This window comes from uncultured Campylobacter sp. (assembly GCF_937973075.1).
In the GTDB taxonomy this organism is placed as follows: Bacteria; Campylobacterota; Campylobacteria; order Campylobacterales; family Campylobacteraceae; genus Campylobacter_B.
Genome location: NZ_CALBWL010000046.1, coordinates 1 through 25,424, shown reverse-complemented (window position 1 = coordinate 25,424; position 25,424 = coordinate 1). Strand labels below are relative to the sequence as shown.

General features: G+C 46.3%; 23 protein-coding genes and 5 tRNA genes. 27 read left to right on the top strand and 1 reads right to left on the bottom strand.

Annotation, left to right across the window (positions count from 1 at the left end):
- The first annotated feature begins 16 nt into the window (after positions 1-16).
- Genes hemB through Q0274_RS06085 form a run of 7 tightly spaced genes read left to right on the top strand, consistent with a single transcriptional unit; the run spans position 17 to position 5,702 of the window.
- On the top strand, positions 17-991 hold the full coding sequence (hemB, locus tag Q0274_RS06115) for a porphobilinogen synthase (RefSeq protein ID WP_298028352.1): 975 nt from the start codon (positions 17-19) through the stop codon (positions 989-991).
- Between the two features lie 2 nt (positions 992-993).
- Positions 994-1,209, top strand: a complete 216-nt coding sequence (locus Q0274_RS06110) for a hypothetical protein (protein ID WP_298028351.1) — start codon at positions 994-996, stop codon at positions 1,207-1,209.
- Between the two features lie 10 nt (positions 1,210-1,219).
- Positions 1,220-1,612: a type II toxin-antitoxin system death-on-curing family toxin gene (locus Q0274_RS06105; protein WP_298028350.1), complete on the top strand. Its 393-nt coding sequence runs from the start codon at positions 1,220-1,222 to the stop codon at positions 1,610-1,612.
- The gene (gene argF / locus Q0274_RS06100) at positions 1,609-2,532 is read left to right on the top strand and encodes an ornithine carbamoyltransferase (protein WP_298028349.1); all 924 of its coding nucleotides are present in this window, start codon (positions 1,609-1,611) and stop codon (positions 2,530-2,532) included. Before Q0274_RS06105 ends, argF begins: the two co-directional genes overlap by 4 nt.
- A 14-nt stretch (positions 2,533-2,546) precedes the next feature.
- Positions 2,547-3,029: a DUF2603 domain-containing protein gene (locus tag Q0274_RS06095; RefSeq protein WP_295153206.1), complete on the top strand. Its 483-nt coding sequence runs from the start codon at positions 2,547-2,549 to the stop codon at positions 3,027-3,029.
- Positions 3,022-4,386, top strand: coding sequence for an oxygen-independent coproporphyrinogen III oxidase (gene hemN, locus Q0274_RS06090; RefSeq protein WP_298028348.1), 1,365 nt, complete (start codon positions 3,022-3,024; stop codon positions 4,384-4,386). The genes Q0274_RS06095 and hemN overlap by 8 nt, the downstream gene beginning before the upstream one ends.
- An 11-nt stretch (positions 4,387-4,397) precedes the next feature.
- The gene (locus tag Q0274_RS06085) at positions 4,398-5,702 is read left to right on the top strand and encodes a (Fe-S)-binding protein (RefSeq protein WP_298028347.1); all 1,305 of its coding nucleotides are present in this window, start codon (positions 4,398-4,400) and stop codon (positions 5,700-5,702) included.
- 627 nt (positions 5,703-6,329) lie between these two features.
- Here Q0274_RS06085 and Q0274_RS06080 read toward each other — a convergent pair.
- Entirely contained in the window at positions 6,330-6,542 is a 213-nt protein-coding gene (locus Q0274_RS06080; protein WP_298028346.1) for a hypothetical protein, read from the bottom strand.
- 126 nt (positions 6,543-6,668) lie between these two features.
- On the opposite strand from Q0274_RS06080, the gene Q0274_RS06075 reads away from it, so the two are divergent.
- The 20 genes from Q0274_RS06075 (at position 6,669) to tpx (ending at position 25,051) form a co-directional block, all read left to right on the top strand.
- Positions 6,669-6,744: transfer RNA gene (locus tag Q0274_RS06075), tRNA-Thr, on the top strand.
- A gap of 36 nt (positions 6,745-6,780) precedes the next feature.
- Positions 6,781-6,865 (top strand) — tRNA-Tyr (locus Q0274_RS06070).
- Between the two features lie 12 nt (positions 6,866-6,877).
- Positions 6,878-6,954, top strand: a tRNA-Gly gene (locus Q0274_RS06065).
- Positions 6,955-7,067: 113 nt separating this feature from the next.
- A tRNA-Thr gene (locus Q0274_RS06060) sits at positions 7,068-7,142 on the top strand.
- A 56-nt stretch (positions 7,143-7,198) separates the two neighbouring features.
- On the top strand, positions 7,199-8,398 hold the full coding sequence (gene tuf, locus Q0274_RS06055) for an elongation factor Tu (protein ID WP_040304280.1): 1,200 nt from the start codon (positions 7,199-7,201) through the stop codon (positions 8,396-8,398).
- 55 nt (positions 8,399-8,453) lie between these two features.
- A complete protein-coding gene (rpmG, locus tag Q0274_RS06050; protein ID WP_005872634.1) occupies positions 8,454-8,627 on the top strand; it encodes a 50S ribosomal protein L33 in 174 nt (57 codons plus the stop codon).
- A 9-nt stretch (positions 8,628-8,636) separates the two neighbouring features.
- Positions 8,637-8,712, top strand: a tRNA-Trp gene (locus tag Q0274_RS06045).
- 12 nt (positions 8,713-8,724) lie between these two features.
- Positions 8,725-8,898, top strand: a complete 174-nt coding sequence (gene secE, locus Q0274_RS06040; protein WP_005872632.1) for a preprotein translocase subunit SecE — start codon at positions 8,725-8,727, stop codon at positions 8,896-8,898.
- Between the two features lie 13 nt (positions 8,899-8,911).
- The gene (nusG, locus tag Q0274_RS06035; protein ID WP_291939405.1) at positions 8,912-9,442 is read left to right on the top strand and encodes a transcription termination/antitermination protein NusG; all 531 of its coding nucleotides are present in this window, start codon (positions 8,912-8,914) and stop codon (positions 9,440-9,442) included.
- Positions 9,443-9,462: 20 nt separating this feature from the next.
- Complete coding sequence (gene rplK, locus Q0274_RS06030) at positions 9,463-9,888, top strand: 50S ribosomal protein L11 (RefSeq protein ID WP_298028345.1); 426 nt, start codon at positions 9,463-9,465, stop codon at positions 9,886-9,888.
- Between the two features lie 56 nt (positions 9,889-9,944).
- Positions 9,945-10,646, top strand: coding sequence for a 50S ribosomal protein L1 (gene rplA, locus Q0274_RS06025; protein ID WP_291939398.1), 702 nt, complete (start codon positions 9,945-9,947; stop codon positions 10,644-10,646).
- Positions 10,647-10,759: 113 nt separating this feature from the next.
- A complete protein-coding gene (rplJ, locus tag Q0274_RS06020; protein ID WP_298028344.1) occupies positions 10,760-11,239 on the top strand; it encodes a 50S ribosomal protein L10 in 480 nt (159 codons plus the stop codon).
- A gap of 20 nt (positions 11,240-11,259) precedes the next feature.
- Positions 11,260-11,643: a 50S ribosomal protein L7/L12 gene (gene rplL, locus Q0274_RS06015; RefSeq protein WP_298028343.1), complete on the top strand. Its 384-nt coding sequence runs from the start codon at positions 11,260-11,262 to the stop codon at positions 11,641-11,643.
- Positions 11,644-11,733: 90 nt separating this feature from the next.
- A complete protein-coding gene (rpoB, locus tag Q0274_RS06010; protein WP_298028342.1) occupies positions 11,734-15,870 on the top strand; it encodes a DNA-directed RNA polymerase subunit beta in 4,137 nt (1,378 codons plus the stop codon).
- Positions 15,867-20,381, top strand: a complete 4,515-nt coding sequence (gene rpoC / locus Q0274_RS06005) for a DNA-directed RNA polymerase subunit beta' (RefSeq protein ID WP_298028341.1) — start codon at positions 15,867-15,869, stop codon at positions 20,379-20,381. The genes rpoB and rpoC overlap by 4 nt, the downstream gene beginning before the upstream one ends.
- A gap of 36 nt (positions 20,382-20,417) precedes the next feature.
- The gene (locus Q0274_RS06000; RefSeq protein WP_005872615.1) at positions 20,418-20,807 is read left to right on the top strand and encodes a DoxX family protein; all 390 of its coding nucleotides are present in this window, start codon (positions 20,418-20,420) and stop codon (positions 20,805-20,807) included.
- 83 nt (positions 20,808-20,890) lie between these two features.
- Positions 20,891-21,265 (top strand): 30S ribosomal protein S12, encoded by a 375-nt coding sequence (gene rpsL, locus Q0274_RS05995; RefSeq protein WP_005872613.1) that lies wholly within the window; start codon positions 20,891-20,893, stop codon positions 21,263-21,265.
- Positions 21,266-21,334: 69 nt separating this feature from the next.
- Positions 21,335-21,805, top strand: a complete 471-nt coding sequence (rpsG, locus tag Q0274_RS05990) for a 30S ribosomal protein S7 (protein ID WP_005872611.1) — start codon at positions 21,335-21,337, stop codon at positions 21,803-21,805.
- Between the two features lie 9 nt (positions 21,806-21,814).
- Positions 21,815-23,890 carry an elongation factor G gene (gene fusA / locus Q0274_RS05985; RefSeq protein WP_298028340.1) on the top strand — a complete coding sequence of 692 codons (2,076 nt, stop codon included), beginning with the start codon at positions 21,815-21,817 and terminating at the stop codon, positions 23,888-23,890.
- A gap of 630 nt (positions 23,891-24,520) precedes the next feature.
- Entirely contained in the window at positions 24,521-25,051 is a 531-nt protein-coding gene (gene tpx, locus Q0274_RS05980) for a thiol peroxidase (protein ID WP_298028339.1), read from the top strand.
- Positions 25,052-25,424: the final 373 nt, after the last annotated feature.

Below are 25,424 nucleotides of genomic sequence, written 5' to 3'. Positions count from 1 at the left end.
TAAAAAAGGAAAAATAATGTTTAAACGATTTAGACGGCTACGAATAAACCCTGCGCTTAGGGATCTGGTGCGACAAACCGATCTGCAAACCCGCTTTTTAATCTATCCGCTTTTTGTCGTGGAAGGAAGCGGTATCAAAAAGGAGATCGCCTCGATGCCTGGCGTATTTCAGATGAGCGTCGATGAAATTTTAAAAGAGTGCGAGGCTCTTTTGGCGCTCGGTTTGGATAAAATTTTACTTTTCGGAATTCCGTCGCTAAAGGACAGTATCGGCTCGGATGCGCTAAGCGAGGACGGCATCATCGCGACTTCGCTGCGCGCGATAAAGGCTAAATTTCCAAATTTATTAGTAATCACCGATCTGTGCTTTTGCGAATATACCGACCACGGGCACTGCGGCATCATCGATCATGTACATCAGACGGTGGATAACGACGCGACGCTTGAAATTTCGGCGCAGCAAGCGCTCATCCACGCCAAAGCGGGCGCGGATATGATCGCGCCCAGCGGCATGATGGACGGCATTATCGCTACTTTGCGAGAGGCGCTCGATCACGGCGGATTTGAAAATTTGCCGATTATGGCGTATTCGAGCAAGTTTGCCAGCGGCTATTACGGGCCGTTTCGCGACGTGGCGGAGAGCGCGCCGAGTTTTGGCGATCGCAGCAGCTACCAGATGGACCCCGCAAATAGATTTGAGGCGATCAACGAAAGCCTGCAAGACGAGGCGCAGGGAGCGGATATCTTGATGATAAAGCCGGCGCTTGCGTATCTGGATCTGATCAGAGACCTGCGGGAGCGCACGTTGCTGCCGATCTGCGCATATAACGTAAGCGGCGAATACTCACTACTGCAGGCGGGTAAAAAAGCGGGCGTGATCGACTATGAGCGCGTGATGATGGAGACGATGATAAGCATAAGGCGCGCTGGCGCGGATATGATCATCACCTATCACGCCAAGGAGATCGCGGAAATTTTAAACAGGGGCTAGCGATGAATAAAATAGCACTAGAGATTAAAAGTAACGAAATGGAAGCCGTATTGGACGCCGTAATGAAGCTAGCAAAAAAGATGAAATTTGAAGCTAAAATTTTACCCGAAAATAGGGATGAGTGCATAGAGAATTTCGACGAGCTTTCGAGCGCCGTTATTGCGAAATTAGATAAGCCGAGCAATAGGGCTGTTTTTGAGCGATTAAAGGATAAATGAAAAAAGACAAATGAAATATCTAACGCTGCATCAGGCTATTTTTATCCACGATAAAATGCTAGAAAAAATAGGCGGAAGCAAGGGTTATAATAAAACTTCGCTTGGCTATTTATCGTCCGCATTGCAGAATATAAAAAACGATCTGTATTATCCTACTATGGCGGATAAACTCGCGCATTTGACGCATTCGTGCATAAAATTTCATCCTTTCACCGACGGGAATAAAAGGACGGCGATTCTGCTAGCCGATATGTTTTTATCGGCGAATTCTATAGTTTTGGACGACGAGGAATTTTACGCGGCGATGGAAGACGTAGTCGTAAAGGTGGCCACAGGCGATATGACAAAAGGTGATTTAAAAGAATTTTTTAGTAAATTTATAAAAGATAAGGGGGATAAATGAGGCACTTTCTTACGTTAAACGATTTTAGCAAAGACGAGATAATCGAAATTTTAAATTTAGCGTTTGAGATTAAAAAAGAAGCTAAAGCGCGAAATTTTAAGCCATATTTGAAAGATCAAAAATTAGCGATGATATTTGAAAAAAGCTCGACCAGAACGCGAGTAAGCTTTGACGTAGGGATGAATGAGCTCGGCGGACACGCGCTGTTTTTGAGCAGTCGCGACATCCAGCTCGGGCGAGGCGAGCCGATCAAAGATACCGCGCGCGTGATTTCGCGAATGTGCGATCTAATCATGGCACGCGTAAATCGCCACGAGACGCTAATAGGGCTTGCGGAATTTAGCCGCGTGCCGGTAATAAACGGGCTAAGCGATAAATTTCATCCCATGCAGCTAATGGCGGATCTGATGACGATCGTGGAGTGCGGTACCCCAATTCCAAAGATAAAAGCCGCGTACGTGGGCGACGGTAACAATATGGCGCACTCGTGGTTGATGCTTGCTAGCAAGCTTGGCTTTGAGCTGCGAGTGGCGACGCCGAAAGGCTACGAGGCTGATCCGCAAATACTAGCGCAGGCGCAAGAAAATGCTAAAATTTCAGGCGCTAAAATTTTAATAACGAACGATATAAAAGAAGCCGTAGCGCGCGCAAACGTCGTGACGACCGATACTTGGGTGTCGATGGGGCAAGAAGCCGAAAAAGAGCAAAGAATTCGCGATTTCGCGGGCTTTTGCGTGGACGAAAGCTTAATGGCTCTAGCAGGTAGCGGTGCGATCTTTTTGCACTGCTTGCCGGCGTACCGCGGATATGAGGTAAGCGAGGCCGTGTTTGAAGCGCACGCGGATGAAATTTTTGCAGAGGTGGAAAATCGCCTGCACGCGCAAAAAGGCGTCATGGTCTGGCTGGATCAAAAAAGATAAATTTAGGAGAACGCATGGAAGAAAAAGATAAAGCGCTAAAAAAGATCGACAAAGCGAGCGAATTTTTCGGGCTGGATAGCTCGAAAAGGACGGTTTTTGAAATTTCGCAGGGCGAGGATAATGAGAAAAAACTCACTCTGAAAAGCGGCTCGTGGAGCGACGAGGAGCCGTGGTTCGGCATCGACGAAAATAACGAAGTGCACACGATGATCTCGATAAAATCGCTTGCAAATCTCATCGCCGCGACCAAAAACGCGATGCAGGAAAATTTTAATCTCAAGCTTGAGCGCTCGATTTTGCAGCATACGCCGGTGGATTTCGGCGACGCGTGGATCGTGTGTATGGACGAGATCAGAAGGCTAACGGGCGCAAATCCGAGTGCGAAAAGATTAAGCTTAGACGTCGATGCCGTCGTTTCGCGCGTAAAAAGTCTGCATCCAAACCTTTTTATCGACATCGAAGAGCTTATCAAAACTAAGGCGGTCGGTCGTGAATAGCATAGACTTTGACGCTTACGCGAAATTTTCGCGCCCTGGACCCCGCTACACGAGCTATCCGACCGCTTTGGAATTTAGCGAAAACTTCAGCTACGACGGGTATCTGAACGAGCTGAAAAATCAGAAAAGCTCCACGCCGCTGTCGCTTTACTTTCACATGCCGTTTTGCCGCTCGGCCTGTTATTTTTGCGGCTGCAACGTAATCTACACGGGCAAGCGCGACAAGATGGATCGGTATTTGGACTATATCGAGCGCGAAATGCAAATTTTAAGCGGCGTCGTGGACGGCTCGCGCCAGGTCGTGCAGATGCACTTCGGCGGCGGTACGCCTACGTATTTTAGCGCCGAACAGCTCGCGCGCCACATAAAAAATATCAAAAAATATTTTACAAATTTTAGCTCTGAAGCCGAGATCAGCTGCGAGATCGATCCGCGGTTTTTAAATGCCGAGCAGCTCGATGTGCTCGTTTCAAACGGCTTTAACCGCATCAGCTACGGCGTGCAGGATTTCGACGAGCGCGTGCAAAAGGAGATCCACCGCATCCAGCCTTTCGAGCTTACGAGGGATGTCATAGCCATGGCGCGCGAGAGGGGAATAAAATCGATAAATATGGATCTGATCTATGGGCTTCCGTATCAGAGCCTAGCTAGCTTTAAGCGTACGCTGGAGCTTGCGCTTTCGCTTGATCCGGACCGCTTTGCAATCTTTAACTACGCGCACGTGCCGTGGATAAAAAAATCTATGCGTAAATTTGACGAGACGACACTGCCAGAACCCAAAGTAAAGCTTGAAATTTTAAAATTTACACACGATTTTTTGAGCGCGAACGGATATGAGATGATCGGTATGGATCACTACTCAAAGCCCGCAGACGAGCTTCATGCCGCGCTTAAAAACGGCTCGCTACACCGTAATTTTCAGGGCTATACGACCAAGGGCGGCGCCGATCTGATCGGCATCGGGCTAACTAGCATCGGCGAAGGAGCGCGCCACTACGCGCAAAATTTCAAAGATATGGATGCATATGAAGCCGCGATCGATACGGGCAGGCTGCCGTATTGCAGGGGCGTTTTGCTAAATGAAGAGGATCTGCTGCGCAAAGAGGTGATTATGGGACTGATGAGTAATTTTTGCGTCGATATAGAGGCGATCGAGGAGAAATTTAAGATAAAATTTTTCGAGCATTTTGGCGCTAGCCTAAAACAGCTTGAGGCGCTAAAGGATTTCGTACAAGTCTCGCCGCATAGAATTTCGGTAACGCCTACCGGCACGCTTTTGATCCGCAATATCGCGATGTGCTTTGATGAGTATATGGGTAAAAATTTGGGCGAGAAGCGCTTTTCTAAAACCGTTTAAGCGGCGCGGCTATGAGTAGGGCAAAGCTTGTAGCGTTCGATTTTGCGGCACTTAGCGAGCGTTGCGTAAAATGTGGTAAATGTATCCAAGTCTGCACGGTTCATGGCATTAACGGCGATGAAGTAACGAGCCCGCGCGGATTTGTGGATCTTTTGGGCGCTTACGGCAGGAATGAACTAAAGCTTGATAAAAACGCTAAGAAAATTTTTGAAAGCTGCTTTTTATGCACCAACTGCGTAGATATTTGCGGCGAGTCTTTGCCCATAGATACGGCAATCGAGAATGTTCGCGCGCGCATTGCGGAAAAATTTGGCATCGCGTGGTACAAAAAAGCTGCGTTTTGGCTGCTCGGGCACCGCAAAGCGCTGGATCTAGCAGCAGCGCTTGGATATGTGTTTCTTAGCTGTGGCTTTAAGATGCGAAAAGATACGCAAAGCTCTATGTCGCCTAGATTTGACTTGCCACTACTTAAAAAAGAACGCTTGCTACCTGCTTCTGCGAAAAAGAGCTTTATGAACTCTCATGCAGAATTTATCGACAACGGCGGCGAAAAAACTATTGGAATTTTTATAGGCTGCATGGCAAACTACGCTTACACGGGCGTAGGCGAGGCGATTTTACATATCGCGCGAGCGCTAAAGCTAAACGTAAATTTGATGAAGGAACAAGCCTGTTGTGGCGCTCCTGCGTATTTTACGGGAGATTTTGCGGCGGTTGAACACGCGGCAAAATTTAATATAGCATATTTCGAAAAAGCTCTGCCTGCTCTTGATGCGATTATTGTGCCCGAGGCTACGTGTTCTGCAATGCTGAGGGTGGATTACGCGCATTTTTTTGAAAACGAGCCGCAATGGAAAGCCCGCGCACAAAAGCTTGCGAGTAAAATTTTTATGGCGAGCGAATACTTTTATAAATTTACAAACTTAAGTGATCTTTTGATGCGCCGCGGCAAAAGGGCTTTAGCGATTACTTATCACGATCCGTGCCATGCTCGCAAAATGCAGGGTATTTGGAAAGAGCCGCGCGGCTTGCTCGCTCAAAACTACGAAATAACCGAGATGGATGAGCCTAATAAATGCTGCGGATTTGGCGGTGTGACGATGCAAACCGAGCGCTACGAGCTCGCGCGCGCAGCGGGATTAGCTAAGGCGCGCGCAATGGCGGATCTACCCGTGCGCGTAGTTTCTGCCGAGTGCAGTGCGTGCAGGATGCAGCTAAATAATTCGCTTTCTTTAAGCGGCTCGCAGACGAGGTGCGTAAATCCGTTGGAGCTCATCGCTGAGGCGCTTATGGGCGAGGAAAATTACAATGGATAAATTTCGCGCTTGCGAAATTCCTGCATTTCGTTAGCTTTTTACTCAATTCACATCCTGGGACAAAATTCCGTGCTTTTGAAATTTTGGTTTTTAAAAATTATGATTAAATTTTATCGTTAGCTTGTAGAGGTTATGGTCTACACTTTTAAGCTTTCGGATATATCAGCCTGAAGTGGCGTGCGGTGTGAACCCACATAGGATTTGCTGCTACGGCGGGGTTGAGTAAAGTGATTTTAAATACTAAAATTTTTGTAGTTTAGAATTTTAGCTGAGGGATTTGCGCAAAATTTTAAGAAGTTGAATTGGGGGATGGATTTTGGGAGGAATTCTAATTTTATGTGGCATTATTTGAAATTCTATGGAATTTTCGCTGTAAGCGAATGACTGGAATTTTGATTTATTTATTTGCGCGGATTTGCTTGGCGGAGCAGGATTGAAGCGCGAATTTTAAATTTCGCAAAATTTAAAGAATTAGTTACGTATGAGCTTCTTGCACTTCGCGGTTCCGACATTGCGACAAAATTTCTTTCAAAAATGCCAAGTATGCATAAAATATACTCACAATTTTCAGCACGAGATATTTGGCAAAAAGGCTAAGCTAGTGAGATCGGGGCTTAAAATTTAATTTTATTCTTGCATTTTTGCGTCATCTTCAGAGTCCAGCTTTGCTTCTTCGATTAAGAGCCTGTTGGCTTCGGTAGCTTTTTTTATCTCACTTAAGTTTTCTTCTATTTTATTTAAGCGCTTTTCAAGGGTATTTAGACGCTTTTCGGAGCGGGAGATAAAATAATAAATCAAATAAATCATAAAAACTATTATGATCCAAGGTACGATTTTCATATAAAATTCCTTAAAATTTAAAATTGCGCGCATTATAGCAGAAATTTTATGAAATTTTAAAATAGGCTGTTTTAGCCTTGACAATTGGGGATTTTTCGGTTATAATTGCCACTTCAATTTCAAAATGCTGGTGTAGCTCAGCTGGTAGAGCTACTGCCTTGTAAGCAGTGGGTCGGCGGTTCGATCCCGTCCACCAGCTCCATTTTTTGTAACAGTGTTTGACCAGATTTCATCAAAGGGTGAGATACTCAAGTGGCCAACGAGGGCAGACTGTAAATCTGCTGGCTTTGCCTTCCGTGGTTCGAATCCACGTCTCACCACCATGAATTTTTGATGCGGGATTAGCTCAGTTGGCTAGAGCATCAGCCTTCCAAGCTGAGGGTCGCGGGTTCGAGCCCCGTTTCCCGCTCCACCATTTAGGTTTACTGGGAGCTGTAAAACTTAACTGCTTTTATATGCTTACATAATCTAAATTTTGGTCGCATTGTTGGGTATTGGTAGCGATTTCTCTTTGCCTGAGTTTAGGCTCATATGGCTCAGAGGTAGAGCACTTCCTTGGTAAGGAAGAGGTCGCGGGTTCAAGTCCCGCTATGAGCTCCATAAAATAGAGTCGCTTAGTTTGTTGTGTAATCCACAAATCAATAACGGAGGATATGATGGCTAAAGAAAAATTTAATCGTAACAAGCCACACGTAAACATTGGTACCATCGGTCACGTTGACCATGGTAAGACTACTTTGACAGCTGCTATTTCTGCTGTTCTTTCCAGGAAGGGTCTAGCCGAGCTAAAAGACTACGACAATATCGATAACGCTCCAGAGGAAAAAGAGCGCGGTATTACTATCGCTACGTCTCACATCGAATATGAGACCGAGAAGCGTCACTATGCTCACGTTGACTGCCCTGGTCACGCCGACTACGTAAAAAATATGATTACCGGTGCGGCTCAGATGGATGGCGCTATTTTAGTTGTTTCTGCTGCGGACGGCCCTATGCCTCAAACTCGCGAGCACATCTTACTTTCTCGCCAGGTAGGCGTTCCATACATCGTAGTTTTCCTAAACAAAACCGATATGGTCGATGATCCGGATCTTTTAGAGCTAGTCGAAGAGGAAGTTAGAGATCTTCTAAAAGAGTATAAATTCCCTGGCGACGAGACCCCAATCATTAAGGGCTCTGCTCTTAAGGCTCTTGAGGAAGCCAAAGCCGGACAAGATGGCGAATGGTCTGCAAAGATTATGGAGCTTATGGATGCGGTTGATAGCTATATTCCAACTCCTGTTCGCGATACTGATAAAGATTTCCTTCTTCCGATCGAAGATATTTTCTCGATTTCCGGTCGCGGTACCGTTGTAACCGGTAGAATCGAAAAAGGTATTGTTAAAGTTGGCGATACTATCGAGATCGTAGGTATTAAACCTACTCAGACTACTACCGTTACCGGCGTCGAGATGTTTAGAAAAGAGATGGATCAAGGTGAAGCTGGCGATAACGTAGGTGTTTTATTGCGCGGTACTAAGAAAGAGGAAGTAGAGCGCGGTATGGTTTTATGCAAACCAAAATCTATCACTCCTCATACTAAATTTGAGGGCGAGGTTTATATCCTAACTAAAGAAGAGGGCGGACGCCATACTCCATTCTTTAATAATTATAGACCGCAGTTTTACGTTCGTACGACAGATGTTACCGGTTCGATTACTCTTCCTGAGGGGACCGAGATGGTAATGCCTGGCGATAACGTTAAAATCACCGTTGAGCTAATCGCTCCGATCGCTCTTGAGCAAGGTACTCGCTTCGCGATTCGCGAAGGCGGTCATACCGTAGGTTCAGGCGTCGTTTCGAAAATCATCGCTTAATTTTTTGCAGGCGGAATTTTAAAATTCCGCCTGCTTTTTTATTCAAGGAAACCAAATGGCAAAGAATTCAAGTAGAGTAAAGGTCGGATTAAAATGCTCCGAAAGTGGCGATATCAACTATACTACTTATAAAAATAGCAAAACTACGACCGAAAAACTAGAACTTAAAAAATATTGCCCTAGATTAAAAAAGCACACGCTTCATAAAGAAGTAAAGTTAAAAGGCTAATTGTTTTATAGGGCAATAGCTCCAACGGTAGAGCGCCGGATTCCAAATCCGATGGTTGGGGGTTCGAATCCCTCTTGCCCTGCCACGAGGATTGGGTATGGAAAAAGTAAAAGAGTATTATAAACAAGCAAAAGTAGAGTTAGATAAGGTAATTTTCCCGACTAAAGATCAGACTAAAACAGCATATATCTCTGTGGTCGTCGTAGTCGTAGTTATCGCACTGTTTTTGGCGCTAGTGGATCTGATTATGTCCGCTTTGATAACGGCTTAGGCAAGGATACAATATGGCAAATAAATGGTATGCGATACAAACTTACGCCGGCAGCGAGATGGCGGTAAAGCGTGCGATAGAAGCGCTAAAGCAAGACGAAGCGCTTGAGGCTAAGATCGGCGAAGTGTTAGTGCCTACCGAAGATGTGATAGAGGTCAAAAATACAAAGCAAACCATCAAAGAGCGCAGCTTATATCCTGGGTATTGTTTTGCAAATTTAGACTTGGATACCACTTTATGGCATAGAATTCAGATGCTGCCTAAGGTAAGTCGCTTTATCGGCGAGGCGAAAAAACCCTCTCCGCTACCGGAAAAAGATATCGAGATAATTCTAGAAAAGATCAATAATCGCGAGGCTCCTAAGCCCAAGATTAATTTTGATGAGGGCGAGACGGTTAGGATCGTCGACGGACCTTTTGCTAATTTCAACGGCATCGTAGAAGAGTACGATATGATCCACGGCAAGCTTCGCCTTAATGTTTCGATCTTCGGACGAAGCACGCCGATCGAAATTTCATACTCGCAAGTTGAAAAGATTATTTAAATTTTATAAGGAGTAAATTTATGGCTAAGAAAGTTATTGGCGAAATCAAGCTGCAAATAGCGGCCGCAAAAGCAAATCCAAGCCCGCCGGTAGGTCCTGCGCTAGGACAAAAGGGCGTTAATATTATGGAATTTTGCAAAGCGTTTAACGAGCGAACCAAAGATATGGTGGGCTTTAACATTCCTGTTATCATCACGGTTTATGCCGATAAAAGCTTTACTTTTATCACTAAGCAACCGCCTGCGACGGATTTGATCAAAAAAGCGGCAAAGATAGATAAAGGTTCGGACAACCCTCTTAAAAAGAAGGTAGCGTCCTTAACGAAAGCTCAGGTTTTAGAGATTGTCGAGAAAAAGATCGCCGATCTGAATACCAAAGATAGAGAGCAGGCTGCTAGGATTATAGCGGGTTCGGCTCGCTCTATAGGCATTACGGTTACAGACTAGACCTTTTGACCGCTAAGGTTGAAAAAAGCGGTAGCACTTTAATTGCGGAGAAATATATGCCAAAAAATTCAAAAAGATTCAACGAACTTTTAAAAAAAGTTGACGTAAATAAAATTTATAGCGTAGACGAAGCGGTAAGTACGGTAAAAACTTTAGCTTCTGCTAAATTTGACGAGACGGTGGAGATCGCTCTTAAACTAAACGTAGATCCAAGACATGCCGATCAGATGGTGCGCGGCTCGGTCGTTTTACCTGCGGGTACGGGAAAAAGCGTTCGCGTAGCCGTGATCGCAAAAGACGCAAAGGCTAGCGAGGCTAGCGAAGCGGGTGCCGATATCGTGGGCGCCGATGATCTGATCGAAGAGATTCAAAAAGGAAATATAAATTTCGACGTTCTTATCGCTACTCCAAATTTAATGGGACTAGTTGGTAAAGTAGGTCGTATTCTTGGTCCAAAAGGCGTTATGCCGAACCCTAAAACCGGTACCGTTACTATGGATGTCGCTCAGGCCGTTAAAAACGCCAAGGGCGGACAGGTAAATTTCCGTGTCGATAAGCAGGGAAATATCCACGCAGGCCTTGGCAAGGCTAGCTTTAGCAAAGAGCAGCTTTTAGACAATCTTACGACGTTTATCAAAACCATAAATAAGCATAAGCCAGCGACTGCGAAGGGCAGATACGTAACTCATGCATCGCTTTCACTTACTATGAGCCCTGCGGTTACACTGGATAATCAAGAAATAATCGATTTAAAATAAAATTTTAAATTTTTATCTTAGATTGGAGATAGCTCAAGGTTTTTAACTTAATTGATCGAAATTTCAAAATTTCGATCGCTTGGCTTGAAATCACCGATCGGAAAGGAGACCTAATGACGAGAGACGAAAAATCAAAGATAGTAGCGGAGCTTGGCGAGGCTTTCAAAGCTAGCGAAGCTATAGTAATTTCCGATTTTAAAGGCCTTAGCGTTAAGCAGCTTGAAGATCTTAGAAATAGCGCGCGCGAAGCGGGCGTAAAGGTTCGAGTTATCAAAAATACCCTAGCCAATATCGCTTTAAAAAATGCCGAAAAAAACGGACTTAGCTTTAAAGATACTAATATCTTCTTATGGGGCGAGCAGCTTTCTGTATGTAAAGTAGCGGCTAAATTTGAAGAGAAAAATGAAATTTTTAAGCTCAAGACTGCTCATATCGATGGGGGAGTAGCCGGCGTAGATAAGGTTAGAGCGCTTTCGAAGATGCCTTCGAGAGACGAGCTTATCGCGATGTTACTTCAAGTATGGAATGCGCCGATTCAAAATTTTACGATCGGCTTAAATGCGCTTAAGCAGAAAAAAGAAGCTAGCGCTTAATTAAAATTTAGGAGAATAAAATGGCAATTTCAACAGATGAAGAGGTTTTGGAGTATATCTCTAATCGTTCGGTACTAGAGCTTAGCGAGTTAGTTAAAAAATTTGAGGAAAAATTCGGCGTAAGCGCAGCTCCGGTTATGGTAGCAGGCGGCGCAGGTGCTGGCGGCGCAGGTGCGGTAGCGGCTGAAGAGAAAACAGAATTCGACGTCGTATTGCTTGATGCAGGCGATAAGAAGATCAACGTAATCAAGGTTGTTCGCGCCTTAACGGGTCTTGGTCTAAAAGAAGCCAAAGACGCTACCGAGGCTACTCCGTCCGTTCTTAAAGAGGGACTTAACAAAGAAGACGCCGAGAAGGCTAAAAAAGAGCTTGAAGAAGCAGGCGCTAAAGTCGAACTCAAATAAATCGCGAAATTTTGAAATTTCGCATACAAATGTGTGCCGGTGCGCTGCATCGGCACTTCTTTCTTTAAAATACAACTACGAGGTAGTGGAATGTTAAACAGCCTATATTCAGGAAATCGTCTTAGAGTGGATTTTTCAAAGGTTCCCAAAGACATCGAAATTCCGAATTTATTACAACTACAAAAGAAAAGTTTTGATCATTTTTTAAATCTTGATAACTCGGGTGGAGAAAGCGGCATAGAAAAGGTTTTCAAAGCCATTTTTCCTATCCACGATGCACAGAATAGACTAAGTATCGAATATGTAAGTAGCGAAATTTCAAAGCCAAAGTATTCGATTAGAGAATGCATGGAAAGAGGGCTTACTTATTCGGTAAATTTAAAGATGAAGCTCCGTTTGCTAGTGCATGAGCGCGATGAAAAGACAGGCAAAAAAATCGGTGTAAAAGAGATCAAAGAGCAAGATATATTCATTCGCGACATTCCTTTAATGACCGATAGAATTTCATTTATCATTAACGGCGTCGAGCGTGTCGTCGTAAATCAGCTGCACAGAAGCCCGGGCGTAATCTTCAAAGAGGAAGAGAGCCCTACGGTTCTAAATAAACTCATCTACACCGCTCAAATAATACCTGATCGCGGCAGCTGGCTATACTTCGAATACGACGTAAAAGACGTACTATACGTGCGCATAAATAAAAGGCGCAAGGTTCCGATAACGATCCTATTTCGCGCACTCGGTTACAAAAAGCAAGACATCATAAAATTATTTTATCCTATTAAGACAATCTATATTAAAAAAGGAAAATTCCTGACCGATTTCGATCCGAAAGAATACGCGGGCAGGCTTGATTACGACATTATAAACGAAAAGGGCGAAGTGCTTCATCAAGCAAGCAAGCGCCTAACGGTCAAAAAAGCGGAGAAGTTAGCAGAGGACGGACTAAAGCTCATCGAGTATCCGGCTGAAATTTTAGCCGAGCGCTACCTAGCCGACGCCATCGTCGACAAAAACAGCGGCGAGGTACTTTTTGATTCGCTAACTGCGCTAGATGAGGGCAAGCTAGCCAAGATCGCTAACACCGAGAAAAAATTTACGATCGCTAACGACCTAGCTAGCGGCGTAGATACTTCAATCATAAATTCTTTTATTCAAGATGCAGACGCGCTTAAGCTCTTGCAACAAAGCGAGGGCATAGACGACGAGAATGATCTGGCTGCGATTAGAATTTACAAGGTTATGCGCCCGGGCGAGCCGGTGGTAAAAGAAGCGGCAAAGAGCTTCGTAAACGATCTGTTTTTCAACCCGGAGCGCTACGATCTAACTAAAGTCGGCCGTATGAAGATGAACCATAAACTAGGCATCGAGGCGCCGGAGTACGTAACCGTACTAACCAGCGAGGATATTATCAAGACGGCGAAATATCTAATTAGAGTTAAAAATGGCGACGGCTTCATCGATGATCGCGATAATCTTGGCAATCGCCGCATCCGCTCGATCGGAGAGCTTTTGGCAAACGAGATGCACCTTGGATTTATCAAAGTTCAAAAGGCGATCAAGGATAAATTTACCGGCATCAGCGGCAACCTCGACGAGCTTATGCCGTATGATTTCGTAAACCCTAAAATCATCACCACTACGCTTATGGAATTTTTTACTGGCGGCCAGCTAAGCCAGTTTATGGATCAGACCAATCCGCTTAGCGAGGTCACGCATAAGCGCCGTCTATCTGCGCTGGGCGAGGGCGGACTGGTTAAAGAGCGCGCCGGCTTTGAGGTGCGCGACGTCCATCCTACGCACTACGGTAGAATTTGTCCTATCGAGACGCCGGAGGGTCAAAACATCGGTCTGATCAATACCCTAGCGACCTATGCGAAAGTAAATGATCTTGGCTTTGTCGAGGCTCCGTATAAAAAGGTCATAAACGGTAAGGTCACCGACGAGATAGTCTATCTTACCGCTACGCAGGAAGAGGGGCTCGTAATAGCTCCTGCGTCCGCCAAATTGGACGAAGAGGGTAATATCGTAGAGGAGCTTTTGGAGGTTAGAAAAGACGGCGAAAATATCATGGCTAAACGCGAGGATATTTCGCTGATAGATCTTTGCTCCGGTATGGTCGCGGGCGTAGCGGCGTCGCTGATTCCGTTTTTGGAGCATGACGATGCGAACCGCGCCTTGATGGGTTCGAACATGCAGCGCCAAGCAGTGCCGCTTCTGCACTCCACCGCCCCTATCGTTGGAACGGGCATGGAGGCGATTATCGCGCGCGATTCGTGGGAAGCGATCAAGGCTAAACGCGACGGCGTCGTAGAAAAGGTCGATAATAAAAATATATTTATTTTGGGCGAAGACGAAAAAGGTCCGTTTATCGATCATTACGCGATGGAGAAAAATTTACGCACCAACCAGAATACTACCTTTTCGCAGCGTCCTATCGTGCGAAAAGGTGACGTGATAAAGGCGGGTCAAATCATAGCCGACGGTCCTAGCATGGACGGCGGCGAGCTTGCGATCGGCAAAAACGCCCTCATAGCTTTCATGCCGTGGCACGGCTATAATTACGAGGACGCCGTCGTCATGAGCGAAAAGATGATTCGTGCCGACGAATACACCAGCGTGCATGTTTATGAAAAGGAGATCGAGGCTAGAGAGCTTAAAGACGGCGTGGAGGAGATCACTCGCGACATCCCTAATATCAAAGAGGAGGAGCTTACCCACCTCGATGATAGCGGTATCGTAAAGATCGGTACTCACGTCAAACCGGGCATGATCCTAGTAGGCAAGGTAACTCCGAAAGGCGAAGTCAAACCGACGCCTGAAGAGAGGCTTTTACGCGCGATCTTCGGCGAGAAGGCGGGACATGTGGTAAATAAATCTCTTTACGCTACCGCTTCGATGGAAGGCGTGGTAATCGACGTTAAAATTTTTACCAAAAAGGGCTATGAGAAGGATCCGCGCACGAACAAAGCCTATGAGGATGAAAAAACCGAGCTCGAAAGGGAGCATCACGACAGGCTTTTGATGCTCGATCGCGAGGAGATGCTAAAGGTAGTGGCGCTTCTTTCTAAAAGCGCTTTGCAAAGCGATCAAAGCCTAAATAAAAAAGATTATAAAAAGGGCGATAAGGTTAGAAAAGAGGAGCTTGAAAGCTCCAACCGCTTTACGTTAAATTCCTTCGTCAAGGCTTATTCTAAAGCTGTTCAGAAGGAATACGAGGAGCTAAAAAATCACTTCCAAAACGAAAAGCGCAAGCTCAAAGAGGAACATGACGAAAAGATCGAAATTTTAGAAAAAGACGATATCTTGCCAAGCGGTGTCGTTAAGCTCGTAAAGGTCTATATCGCGACTAAGCGCAAGCTAAAAGTGGGCGATAAGATGGCGGGTCGCCACGGAAATAAGGGTATCGTTTCAAATATCGTCCCTGAGGTCGATATGCCGTATCTGCCTAGCGGACAGCGCGTGGATATAGTGCTAAATCCTCTCGGCGTTCCAAGTCGTATGAATATCGGTCAGATAATGGAGAGCCACTTAGGTCTTGTAGGTTGGCGCTTAGGCGAGCAGATCGCTAAAATTTTAGAGGAGAAAACGGGTGAATGGATAAAAACCCTTCGCGCTAAAATGATTGAGATCGCAGGCGTTTCCAAACTAATGCAGGCTAAAAAAACGCTTGAGAAGATCAGCGACGAAGATCTTTTAAAATACGCTAGAGACTGGGCTAAGGGCGTTAGATTTTCCGCTCCGATATTTGAAGGCATCGTGCCGGAGGATTTCAAAAAGCTATTTGAAATGGCGGGTATCGATCAGGACGGCAAGACCGAACTTTACGACGGCCGTACCGGCGAAAAGATCAAAGAGCGCGTAAACGTGGGCTGCATGTATTATCTCAAGCTGCACCACTTAGTCGACGAAAAGGTTCACGCAAGAAGCACCGGCCCTTACAGCCTAGTTACGCAGCAGCCGGTCGGCGGCAAGGCGCTATTCGGCGGTCAAAGATTTGGAGAGATGGAAGTTTGGGCTCTGGAGGCATACGGCGCGGCATACACGCTTCGCGAAATGCTAACGATCAAATCCGACGACGTCGACGGACGCTTGGCTGCGTATAAGGCGCTGACAAAAGGCGAGAATGTTCCGTCTACCGGAATTCCTGAGACATTTTTTGTTTTAACAAACGAGCTTAAATCGCTTGCTCTAGACGTTGAAATTTACGAGAATGGAGAGAATAAATGAGCGATAATTCAAATTTAGAAAGAATAGAAATAAAAGAGGACGCCAGAGTTCACGACTTCGACGCGTTTGCTATCAGGCTTGCTAGTCCCGAGCAGATCAAGGCTTGGAGCCACGGCGAGGTCAAAAAGCCCGAAACCATCAATTACCGCACGCTTAAGCCGGAGCGCGACGGACTTTTTTGCGCTAAAATTTTCGGCCCCGTAAGAGATTATGAGTGCATCTGCGGTAAATATAAAAAGATGCGTTATAAGGGCTGGAAATGCGAAAAGTGCGGCGTCGAGATCACGAGCTCGAAGGTTCGCCGTACTAGAATGGGGCATATTGAGCTAGTAACGCCGGTAGCACATATTTGGTACGTAAATTCCTTGCCTAGCCGCATCGGTACGCTGCTAAATATCAAGATGAAAGATCTTGAGCGCGTGCTTTACTATGAGGCGTATATCGTAGAAAGTGCAGGCGAGGCATTTTACGACAACGAAAATTCCAAAAAGGTCGAGAAATACGACGTTTTAAACGAAGAGCAGTATCAGAGCCTAAAAGAGCGCTTTTCGCAGACAGGCTTCGTCGCTAAAATGGGCGGCCAGGTAATCCGCGATATGCTAGCCGAGCTTGATTTAGTTGAAATTTTAAATTCTTTGAAGGAGGAGATGGCTAGCACAAACTCCGAAGCGAAGAAAAAAACTATCGTCAAGCGTCTAAAAGTCGTCGAGAGCTTTTTAAATTCCGGCAATAAGCCCGAGTGGATGATGATTACGAATCTTCCCGTGCTACCTGCCGATCTACGCCCGCTTGTAAGCCTTGAGGGCGGAAAATTTGCGGTTTCGGACGTAAACGATCTATACCGCCGCGTCATAAATAGAAATTCTAGGCTCAAAAGGCTGATGGAGCTCGACGCACCCGAGATCATTATCCGCAATGAAAAACGAATGCTTCAAGAGGCGGTGGACGCGCTTTTTGACAATGGACGTCGCGCCAATGCCGTAAAAGGCGCCAATAAGCGACCGCTTAAATCTCTAAGCGAGATCATTAAGGGTAAGCAGGGCCGCTTCCGTCAAAATTTACTCGGAAAGCGCGTGGATTTTTCGGGACGCTCCGTCATCGTCGTAGGTCCAAATTTACGCATGGATCAGTGTGGTCTGCCTAAGACTATGGCGCTTGAGCTATTCAAGCCGCATCTAATCGCACGCCTGCAAGAGAAGGGATACGCAACGACCGTTAAGCAGGCTAAAAAGATGATCGAAAATAGGATCAATGAAGTTTGGGAGTGCTTGGAGGAGGTTGTAAAGGATCACCCGGTTATGCTAAACCGCGCGCCGACGCTTCATAAGATGTCTATTCAGGCGTTTCATCCGGTGCTCGTCGAGGGTAAGGCGATCAGGCTGCATCCGCTAGTCTGCGCCGCATTCAACGCGGACTTTGACGGAGATCAGATGGCGGTGCACGTGCCGCTTAGCCAAGAGGCGATCGCGGAATGTAAAATTTTAATGCTTAGCTCGATGAACATCTTGCTTCCTGCGAGCGGAAAGCCAGTCGCGGTGCCTAGCCAGGATATGGTTTTAGGAATTTATTATCTAAGCCTCGAAAAGCCAGGTGCAAAAGGAACGAATAAAATTTTTGCAAACGTCGATGAAGTAATGCTTGCCGTAGAAGCAAACGCCCTAGACATCCACGCCAAAATCAAAACGATGATCGATCGCCGCATTATCTTTACGACCGCGGGCCGCTTGATCATCAAATCGATCCTGCCTAGCTTTATTCCGGATCATCTTTGGAATAAGATTATGAAGAAAAAGGATATCGCCGAGCTTGTCGATTACGTCTATAAAAACGGCGGTCTTGAGATAAGCGCGGAATTTTTGGATAATCTTAAAAATTTAGGCTTTGAATCCGCGACTAAAGCGGGCGTTTCGATCTCCGTTTCTGACATCATCGTGCCGAAGTCTAAAGCAAGCCTCGTCGAAGAGGCTAAAAAGCAGGTCAGAGAGGTTCAGAACCAATACGGCGCAGGCTTGCTAACCGACGGCGAGCGTTATAATAAAACGATCGACATCTGGACTAGCACCAGCAAGAAGCTAGCCGATGAGATGATGAAGATGATGGAGAAGGATAAGGACGGCTTTAACTCGATCTATATGATGGCCGATAGCGGCGCGCGAGGTAGTGCGGAGCAGATCAAGCAGCTAGCGGGCATGAGAGGCCTGATGAGTAAGCCGGACGGCTCGATCATCGAAACGCCGATCACTTCAAATTTTAGAGAGGGTCTGAATGTAAACGAGTACTTCATCTCGACTCACGGCGCGCGTAAAGGTCTTGCCGATACGGCGCTTAAGACCGCAAACGCGGGCTATCTGACGCGCAAGCTGATTGACGTCGCGCAAAATGTCAGAGTTACGATGCACGACTGCGGCACGCACGAGGGTATCGAGGTTACCGAGATTGTAGAGAATGGAACGCAAATAGAAAGCCTAGCCGATAGGATTATGGGTAGGGTGCTAAGCTCGGATGTAATTGATCCGGTGTCGAATGAAATTTTATTTACTGAAGGCACGCTTCTAGGCGTTAATGAGGTACGCACCATAGTCGATGCCGGCATCAAATCCGTAAGCATCCGTACACCTATTACGTGCAAGGCTGAAAAAGGGGTTTGCGCGAAGTGCTACGGCGTAAATTTGGGAGAGGGCAAGCTGGTAAAACCGGGTGAAGCGGTCGGTATCATCTCTGCGCAATCAATCGGCGAGCCGGGCACGCAGCTTACGCTACGAACCTTCCATGCCGGCGGTACTGCATCTACCGAGCAGCAAGATCGCCAAGTAATCGCCGATAAAGAGGGCTTTATCAGATATTACAACGTAAAGACCTATGAAAACGGCGGCAAAAATATCGTAATGAACCGCAGAAACGCCGCGGTGCTTTTGGTTGAGCCTAAGATTAAGGCTCCAATTACCGGTAAGGTAAGTATCGATATAACTCACGACGATGTGAATATCATGCTAAAGGGCAAGAAGGAAGAATTTAAATATACTATCCGCCGCCATGATCTAGCTAAGCCTACCGAGCTTGCGGGCGTAAGTGGTAAAGTTGAGGGAAAATTCTACATCGTATTCAAAGACGGCGAAACCGTTGGAGAAAATGATAGTTTAGTAGAGGTTATAAAAGAAGACTGGAATATCCCTACTCGAATTCCGTTTGCCAGCGAACTTCGCGTCAAAGACGGCGAGCCAGTAACTCAAAAGATCAAAGCGGGAGCAAATGGTACGCTTAAGTATTTCATCCTAAAGGGCGATTATTTAGAGAGGTTAAGAGATATCAAAAAAGGTCATGTCGTAAGCGAGAAGGGCATGTATGTAGTTATCTCCGATGAAAACGGCAGAGAGGCGATCCGCCACTATATACCGCGCGAATCGGTCATTACCTATGATGATAATAGCGTCGTAAAAAGCGAAGATCTTATCGCTAAGCCTAAAAAAGACGATCGATTGATTATCGCCGAGTGGGATCCGTATTCTATCCCGGTAGCAGCAGAGTGTGAGGGTAAGATCAGCTTTGAGGATATCGAGCCTGGATATACCGCTACGGAGCAATATGACGAGACTACCGGCCAGAGCCGTTTAGTTATCAACGAGTACCTACCTCAAGGCGTTAAACCGGCCATCGTCGTTACTCCTAGCAAGGGAGAGCCTATCAAATATAACTTAGGGCCGAAGACCGCCATATTTACGAACAAGGGAGATAAAGTCGCTATGGCGGATATCTTGGCTAGGACGCCGAAGGCTGCTGCGAAATCAAAAGATATCACTGGCGGTTTGCCGCGCGTATCGGAGCTATTTGAGGCGCGCCGTCCAAAAAATACCGCGATTATCGCAGACATCGACGGAACCGTCCGCTTCGATAAGGCTTTGCGCGCGAAAGAGCGTATTATAATCGAGGGAGAGGACGGAACGAGCGCCGAGTATCTAATCGATAAAAGTCGCCAGATACAGGTGCGAAACGGCGAGTTCGTCCACGCGGGCGAGAAGCTTACCGACGGAGTTATCAGCTCGCACGACGTGCTTAGAATTTTAGGCGAAAAGGCGCTGCATTACTATCTGATAAGCGAGATTCAACAGGTTTACCGCTCTCAAGGCGTCGTCATCAGCGACAAGCATATCGAGATTATCGTATCTCAGATGCTCCGCCAGGTTCGAATCGTCGATAGCGGCGATACTCAGCTAATCGTCGGTGATCTCATTAGCCGCCGCAGATTTAGAGAAGAAAACGAGCGCATTATGAAAATTGGTGGTGAGCCTGCGATCGCGGAGTCCGTGCTACTGGGCGTAACTCGTGCGGCCGTCGGAAGCGACAGCGTCATTTCGGCGGCATCCTTCCAAGAGACTACGAAGGTTCTAACCGAGGCTAGTATCGCGGGTAAATTTGACCGATTAGAGGACTTGAAAGAAAACGTAATTTTAGGTCGTATAATTCCGGTCGGAACCGGTCTGTATAAAGATAAGGAAGTTAAACTTAAAAAATAATTTAGGGCAAAAAGCCCTAAATTTAAAGGATGAAACATGAATATGATCAACATAAATTTCGGTCTGTTATTTATCAGGTTGGGGCTTGGAGTTTGTCTTTTAATGCACGGAATTTTTAAACTTACTCACGGCATAGACGGCGTAAAATCGATGCTGGTAGCCAGAGGAATTCCGGATTTAGTGGCTTACGGTGCATACGTAGGCGAGGTGCTGGCGCCAGCGATGATAATCATAGGTGTATTTTGCCGCATAGGCGCTCTGCTTGTGATCGCAAACGTGCTCATGATAATATATGTCCTACATACCCCGTTGAGCGCGCTTACCGGCGTGGGCGGATTTGAGCTGGAGATCGTATATCTGTATCTTTCCGCTGCGATCTGCTTAGTGATCTGCGGCGGCGGAGAGTTTGTACTGATTAGAGATTAAAATTTAGTTAAATTTACGTTTCTGTAAGTTTAAACAAAGTATAATCCAAATCTTTTTGAATAAATTTTTGTGAAAGGAAAGATGTGCCAACCATAAATCAATTGGTCAGAAAAGAGCGCAAGAAGATTACCGAGAAATCGAAGTCTCCGGCGCTAAAGAATTGCCCTCAACGAAGAGGAGTTTGTACTAAGGTCTATACCACGACCCCTAAAAAGCCAAACTCCGCGCTTCGTAAAGTTGCCAAAGTAAGGCTTACTAGCGGATTTGAAGTCATCAGCTATATCGGCGGTGAAGGTCACAATCTACAAGAGCACTCCATAGTGCTAGTTCGCGGCGGTCGTGTAAAGGACCTACCGGGCGTTAAATACCACATCGTCCGCGGTGCACTAGATACTGCAGGCGTTGCTAAACGAACCGTTGCAAGATCAAAATACGGTGCTAAACGACCTAAAAAATAGTTTAGCCGAAACAGACCGGCACTAGGTTTTGCCGAGTTTGAGTAAAATTTTAAAATTTGAAGGAATAAAATGAGAAGAAGAAAAGCTCCCGTTAGGGAAGTTATGCCTGATCCGATTTATGACAGCAAGGTAATCACAAAATTTATTAATTCGCTTATGTTCGACGGCAAAAAGAGCGTCGCTACTGAGATTATGTACGGCGCTTTAAATTTCATCGACAATAAAGGTGGCGAGAAGAAAGGTATCGAGGTTTTCAACGATGCCATCGATAACGTTAAGCCTTTGATGGAGGTAAAGTCTCGTCGCGTAGGCGGCGCAACTTATCAGGTTCCGATCGAGGTCAGGCCAGCTCGACAGCAGGCTTTGGCTATTCGCTGGATCATCTCTTTTGCGAGAAAAAGAAGCGAGCGTACGATGATAGAGCGCCTGGCTTACGAGCTTATGGATGCTGCAAATTCTAAGGGCTCTTCATTTAAAAAGAAAGAAGATACCTACAAGATGGCGGAAGCCAACAAAGCTTTCGCGCATTATCGTTGGTAGGAGGGCATCATGGCAAGAAAAACCCCTTTACATATGGTTAGAAACATCGGTATTGCCGCCCACATTGATGCTGGAAAGACCACTACAAGCGAAAGAATTCTATTTTTTACCGGTATGAGCCATAAGATTGGCGAGGTTCACGAGGGCGCCGCTACTATGGACTGGATGGAGCAGGAGCGCGAGCGCGGCATCACGATTACGTCTGCGGCAACGACCTGCTTTTGGAATAATCATCAGATAAATTTGATCGACACCCCGGGCCACGTTGACTTTACTATCGAAGTCGAGCGCTCGATGCGCGTTTTAGATGGTGCGGTAGCAGTATTTTGCTCTGTAGGAGGCGTTCAGCCTCAAAGCGAGACTGTTTGGCGTCAAGCGAATAAATACCATGTTCCGCGCATCATTTTCGTAAATAAGATGGACCGAGTCGGCGCAAATTTTTACAATGTCGAACAGCAGGTAAAAGGTAGGCTCAAAGCTCATCCGGTTCCGATTCAAATTCCGATCGGCGCTGAGGACGATTTTAAAGGCGTTATCGATTTAGTCACTATGAAAGCGCTCGTTTGGGACGATAGCAAGGGTCCTTCAGCTCCTGAGATCGTTGAAATTCCTGCTGAATTGCGAGAAAAAGCACAGGAATATCGCGACAAGATGATTGAGGCGGTAGCAGAGACTGATGAAGCTTTGATGGAGAAGTATTTTAACGGTGAAGAGCTAAGCGTAGAAGAGATTAAAAAGGGCATCAAGAAAGGCTGCTTAAGCCTAAGTTTTTTTCCTATGCTATGCGGTACCGCGTTTAAAAATAAGGGCGTGCAGCCTTTGTTAGATGCAGTCGTAGATTATCTGCCTGCGCCGGATGAAGTGCCTGCGATTAAGGGTCAGTATGAGGACGGCAGCGAGGTTCACGTAAGCTCTACCGACGAGGGCGAGTTTGCGGGTCTTGGATTTAAGATTATGACCGATCCTTTCGTAGGTCAGCTTACCTTTGTACGCGTTTATCGCGGTGTTTTGGAAAGCGGCAGCTACGTCGTAAATACCGGCAAAGGCAAAAAAGAGCGCATCGGACGCTTGCTAAGGATGCACTCGAATAAACGCGAAGAGATCAAAGAGCTATATGCGGGCGAGATCGGCGCCGTTGTGGGTCTTAAAGACACTCTTACGGGCGATACTCTAGCTAGTGAAAAAGATAAAGTAATTTTGGAGCGTATGGAATTTCCTGATCCCGTTATAAGCGTAGCTGTAGAGCCTAAAACCAAAGCCGATCAAGAAAAAATGGGTATCGCGCTTCAAAAATTGGCGCAAGAAGATCCAAGCTTCAGGGTTGCGACCGACGAAGAGAGTGGACAGACGATCATTTCGGGAATGGGCGAGCTGCACCTTGAGATCATCGTAGATAGAATGCTTAGAGAATTTAAAGTCGAAGCCGAGGTCGGACAGCCGCAGGTCGCATATCGCGAGACTATCCGCAAAACGGTCGAGCAGGAGTACAAATACGCCAAGCAATCGGGCGGTCGCGGTCAATACGGCCACGTATTTTTGCGCCTAGAGCCTTTGGAGCCGGGCACCGGATATGAGTTCGTAAACGATATCAAAGGCGGCGCGATTCCTAAAGAATACATCCCCGCAGTCGATAAGGGCTGCCAAGAGGCGATGCAAAACGGCGTTTTGGCGGGATATCCGGTAGAGGACGTGCGCGTAACGGTCTATGACGGAAGTTACCACGAAGTCGATAGCTCCGAAATGGCGTTCAAACTCGCCGCTTCTATGGGCTTTAAAGAGGGCGCTAGAAAAGCAGGCGCCGTAATCTTGGAGCCTATGATGAAGGTCGAGGTAGAAACCCCTGAGGAATATATGGGCGACGTCATCGGCGATCTAAATAAGCGCCGCGGACAGGTCAATAATATGAGCGAACGCGGCGGCAATAAGATCATCGACGCATTTTGCCCACTTTCGGAGATGTTTGGTTACTCGACCGATCTGCGCTCTCAGACGCAGGGTCGCGCGACTTATTCGATGGAATTTGATCACTACGACGAGGTTCCTAAGAATGTCGGCGAAGAGATCATCAAAAAGCGCAACGGCTAATTTAACGGGCGCTAGGGCGCGGCGATGTTTTATCGCCAACCCTCGGCGCTTCTTTAAATTTTAAAACAGTGTTTAAATTTAACCTGCTTTACGAGCCGAAATTTAAACTCGAACTTTAGCTTCAAATAAAATTTCAATCCATAAATTTTGATTTCTGTAGATTGCAAATTTAGATTAAAAAATTTCAATTAAATTTAAAAATTCAAAACATAACTTAAAACGCGTTCATGATGCTGTGCCTATCGTTTTACTAGAGATTTCTTTCTTTCGCAGAGAAAGCGTGCATACAGCGCTATATGCTTTGATTTTTATTCACGGACAAAATCGCCGCAAGCGGGATCGCGTAAGCAGGGCGAAATTTTGCCTTCAGCGTAGCCTTAATGTGGAGCGCAACCATCATAGACCTATATCGGATCGTGACCATCAGTGCTTTATGCGAGTAGCGGTATTCTCGAGGTACTTTATTGCGCCGTCGCTTCGCGCCGTAAAATTTCATCTTCGCAGAGCGATCTACACGCCGCTCATATCGGCTGAGCTAGCACCCGAGCTTGCCTGTTTTCGGATTAGCAGGCGTTTGCTTTCGCAGGCTATGATGCGCCCGTTTTAAATATTTCAAAACAAAGGGAAATCATGCAACAAACCAAATTGCAAGGCGTAAATATCGGCCTGTCAGGCGGCGAGCTTAAGCTGGGAGATAAGGCGCCAGAGGTTAGTCTGGTCGCGGCCGATCTTAGCGAGGTCAAAGTTGGCAGCGGCATGGGCAAGGCACAGGTCATCATCGCCGTGTCGCCCCTGGATACGGACGTGTGCGCGACCGAGACGCGCAAATTTAACGAGCGCGCGGCGAGTATAAAAAATACCGAGGTTTTCGTGGTCTCGATGGATCTGCCGTTTGCCGCGGGCAGATTTTGTTCGACCGAGGGGATCAAAAATTTACGTGCCCTAAGCGATTTTCGCGATAAGGAGTTTGCGCGCGCATACGGCGTGCTGATCGCGGACGGCGCGCTTGCAGGGCTAACGTGCCGCGCAGTTTTCGTCGTGGATACCGCGGGCAAGATCGTCTACAAGCAGATCACGGGCGACATCGTAGATGAGCCCGATTACGACGCGGCGCTGAATGCGGCGACGTTTGCAAGCGGAAGCGCTGCGACGCAGGGCTGATGCAATTTCTAGGTCTGTGGTGCAGACGTTGCCCGCTTAAATTTAGCGGATTAAGATACGCGGACGGGCGCCTCGCTCGCCCGCAACTTTAAATTCCAAAATTCCGCGGGCCCTGAAATTTGGCAGACCGCGTCTAAAATTTCGACGGATCTGCGTTCGTGATCCTATTTGCGCAGTTTGCGATAGAATTTTAAAATTTCAACTCCCAATCAATTTATAAATTTATTTCATATTCGGTATGCCTTTCGATCCGTCAGCACATATTTTGGATTTAGAAAAAACAGCGCGCGATCGAGTTTTAAATTTTAAGGCTCAAGATAAACTTAAGCGGATTCTCTCTTATCATCTTTAATAAAATATGATAGAACTCCTT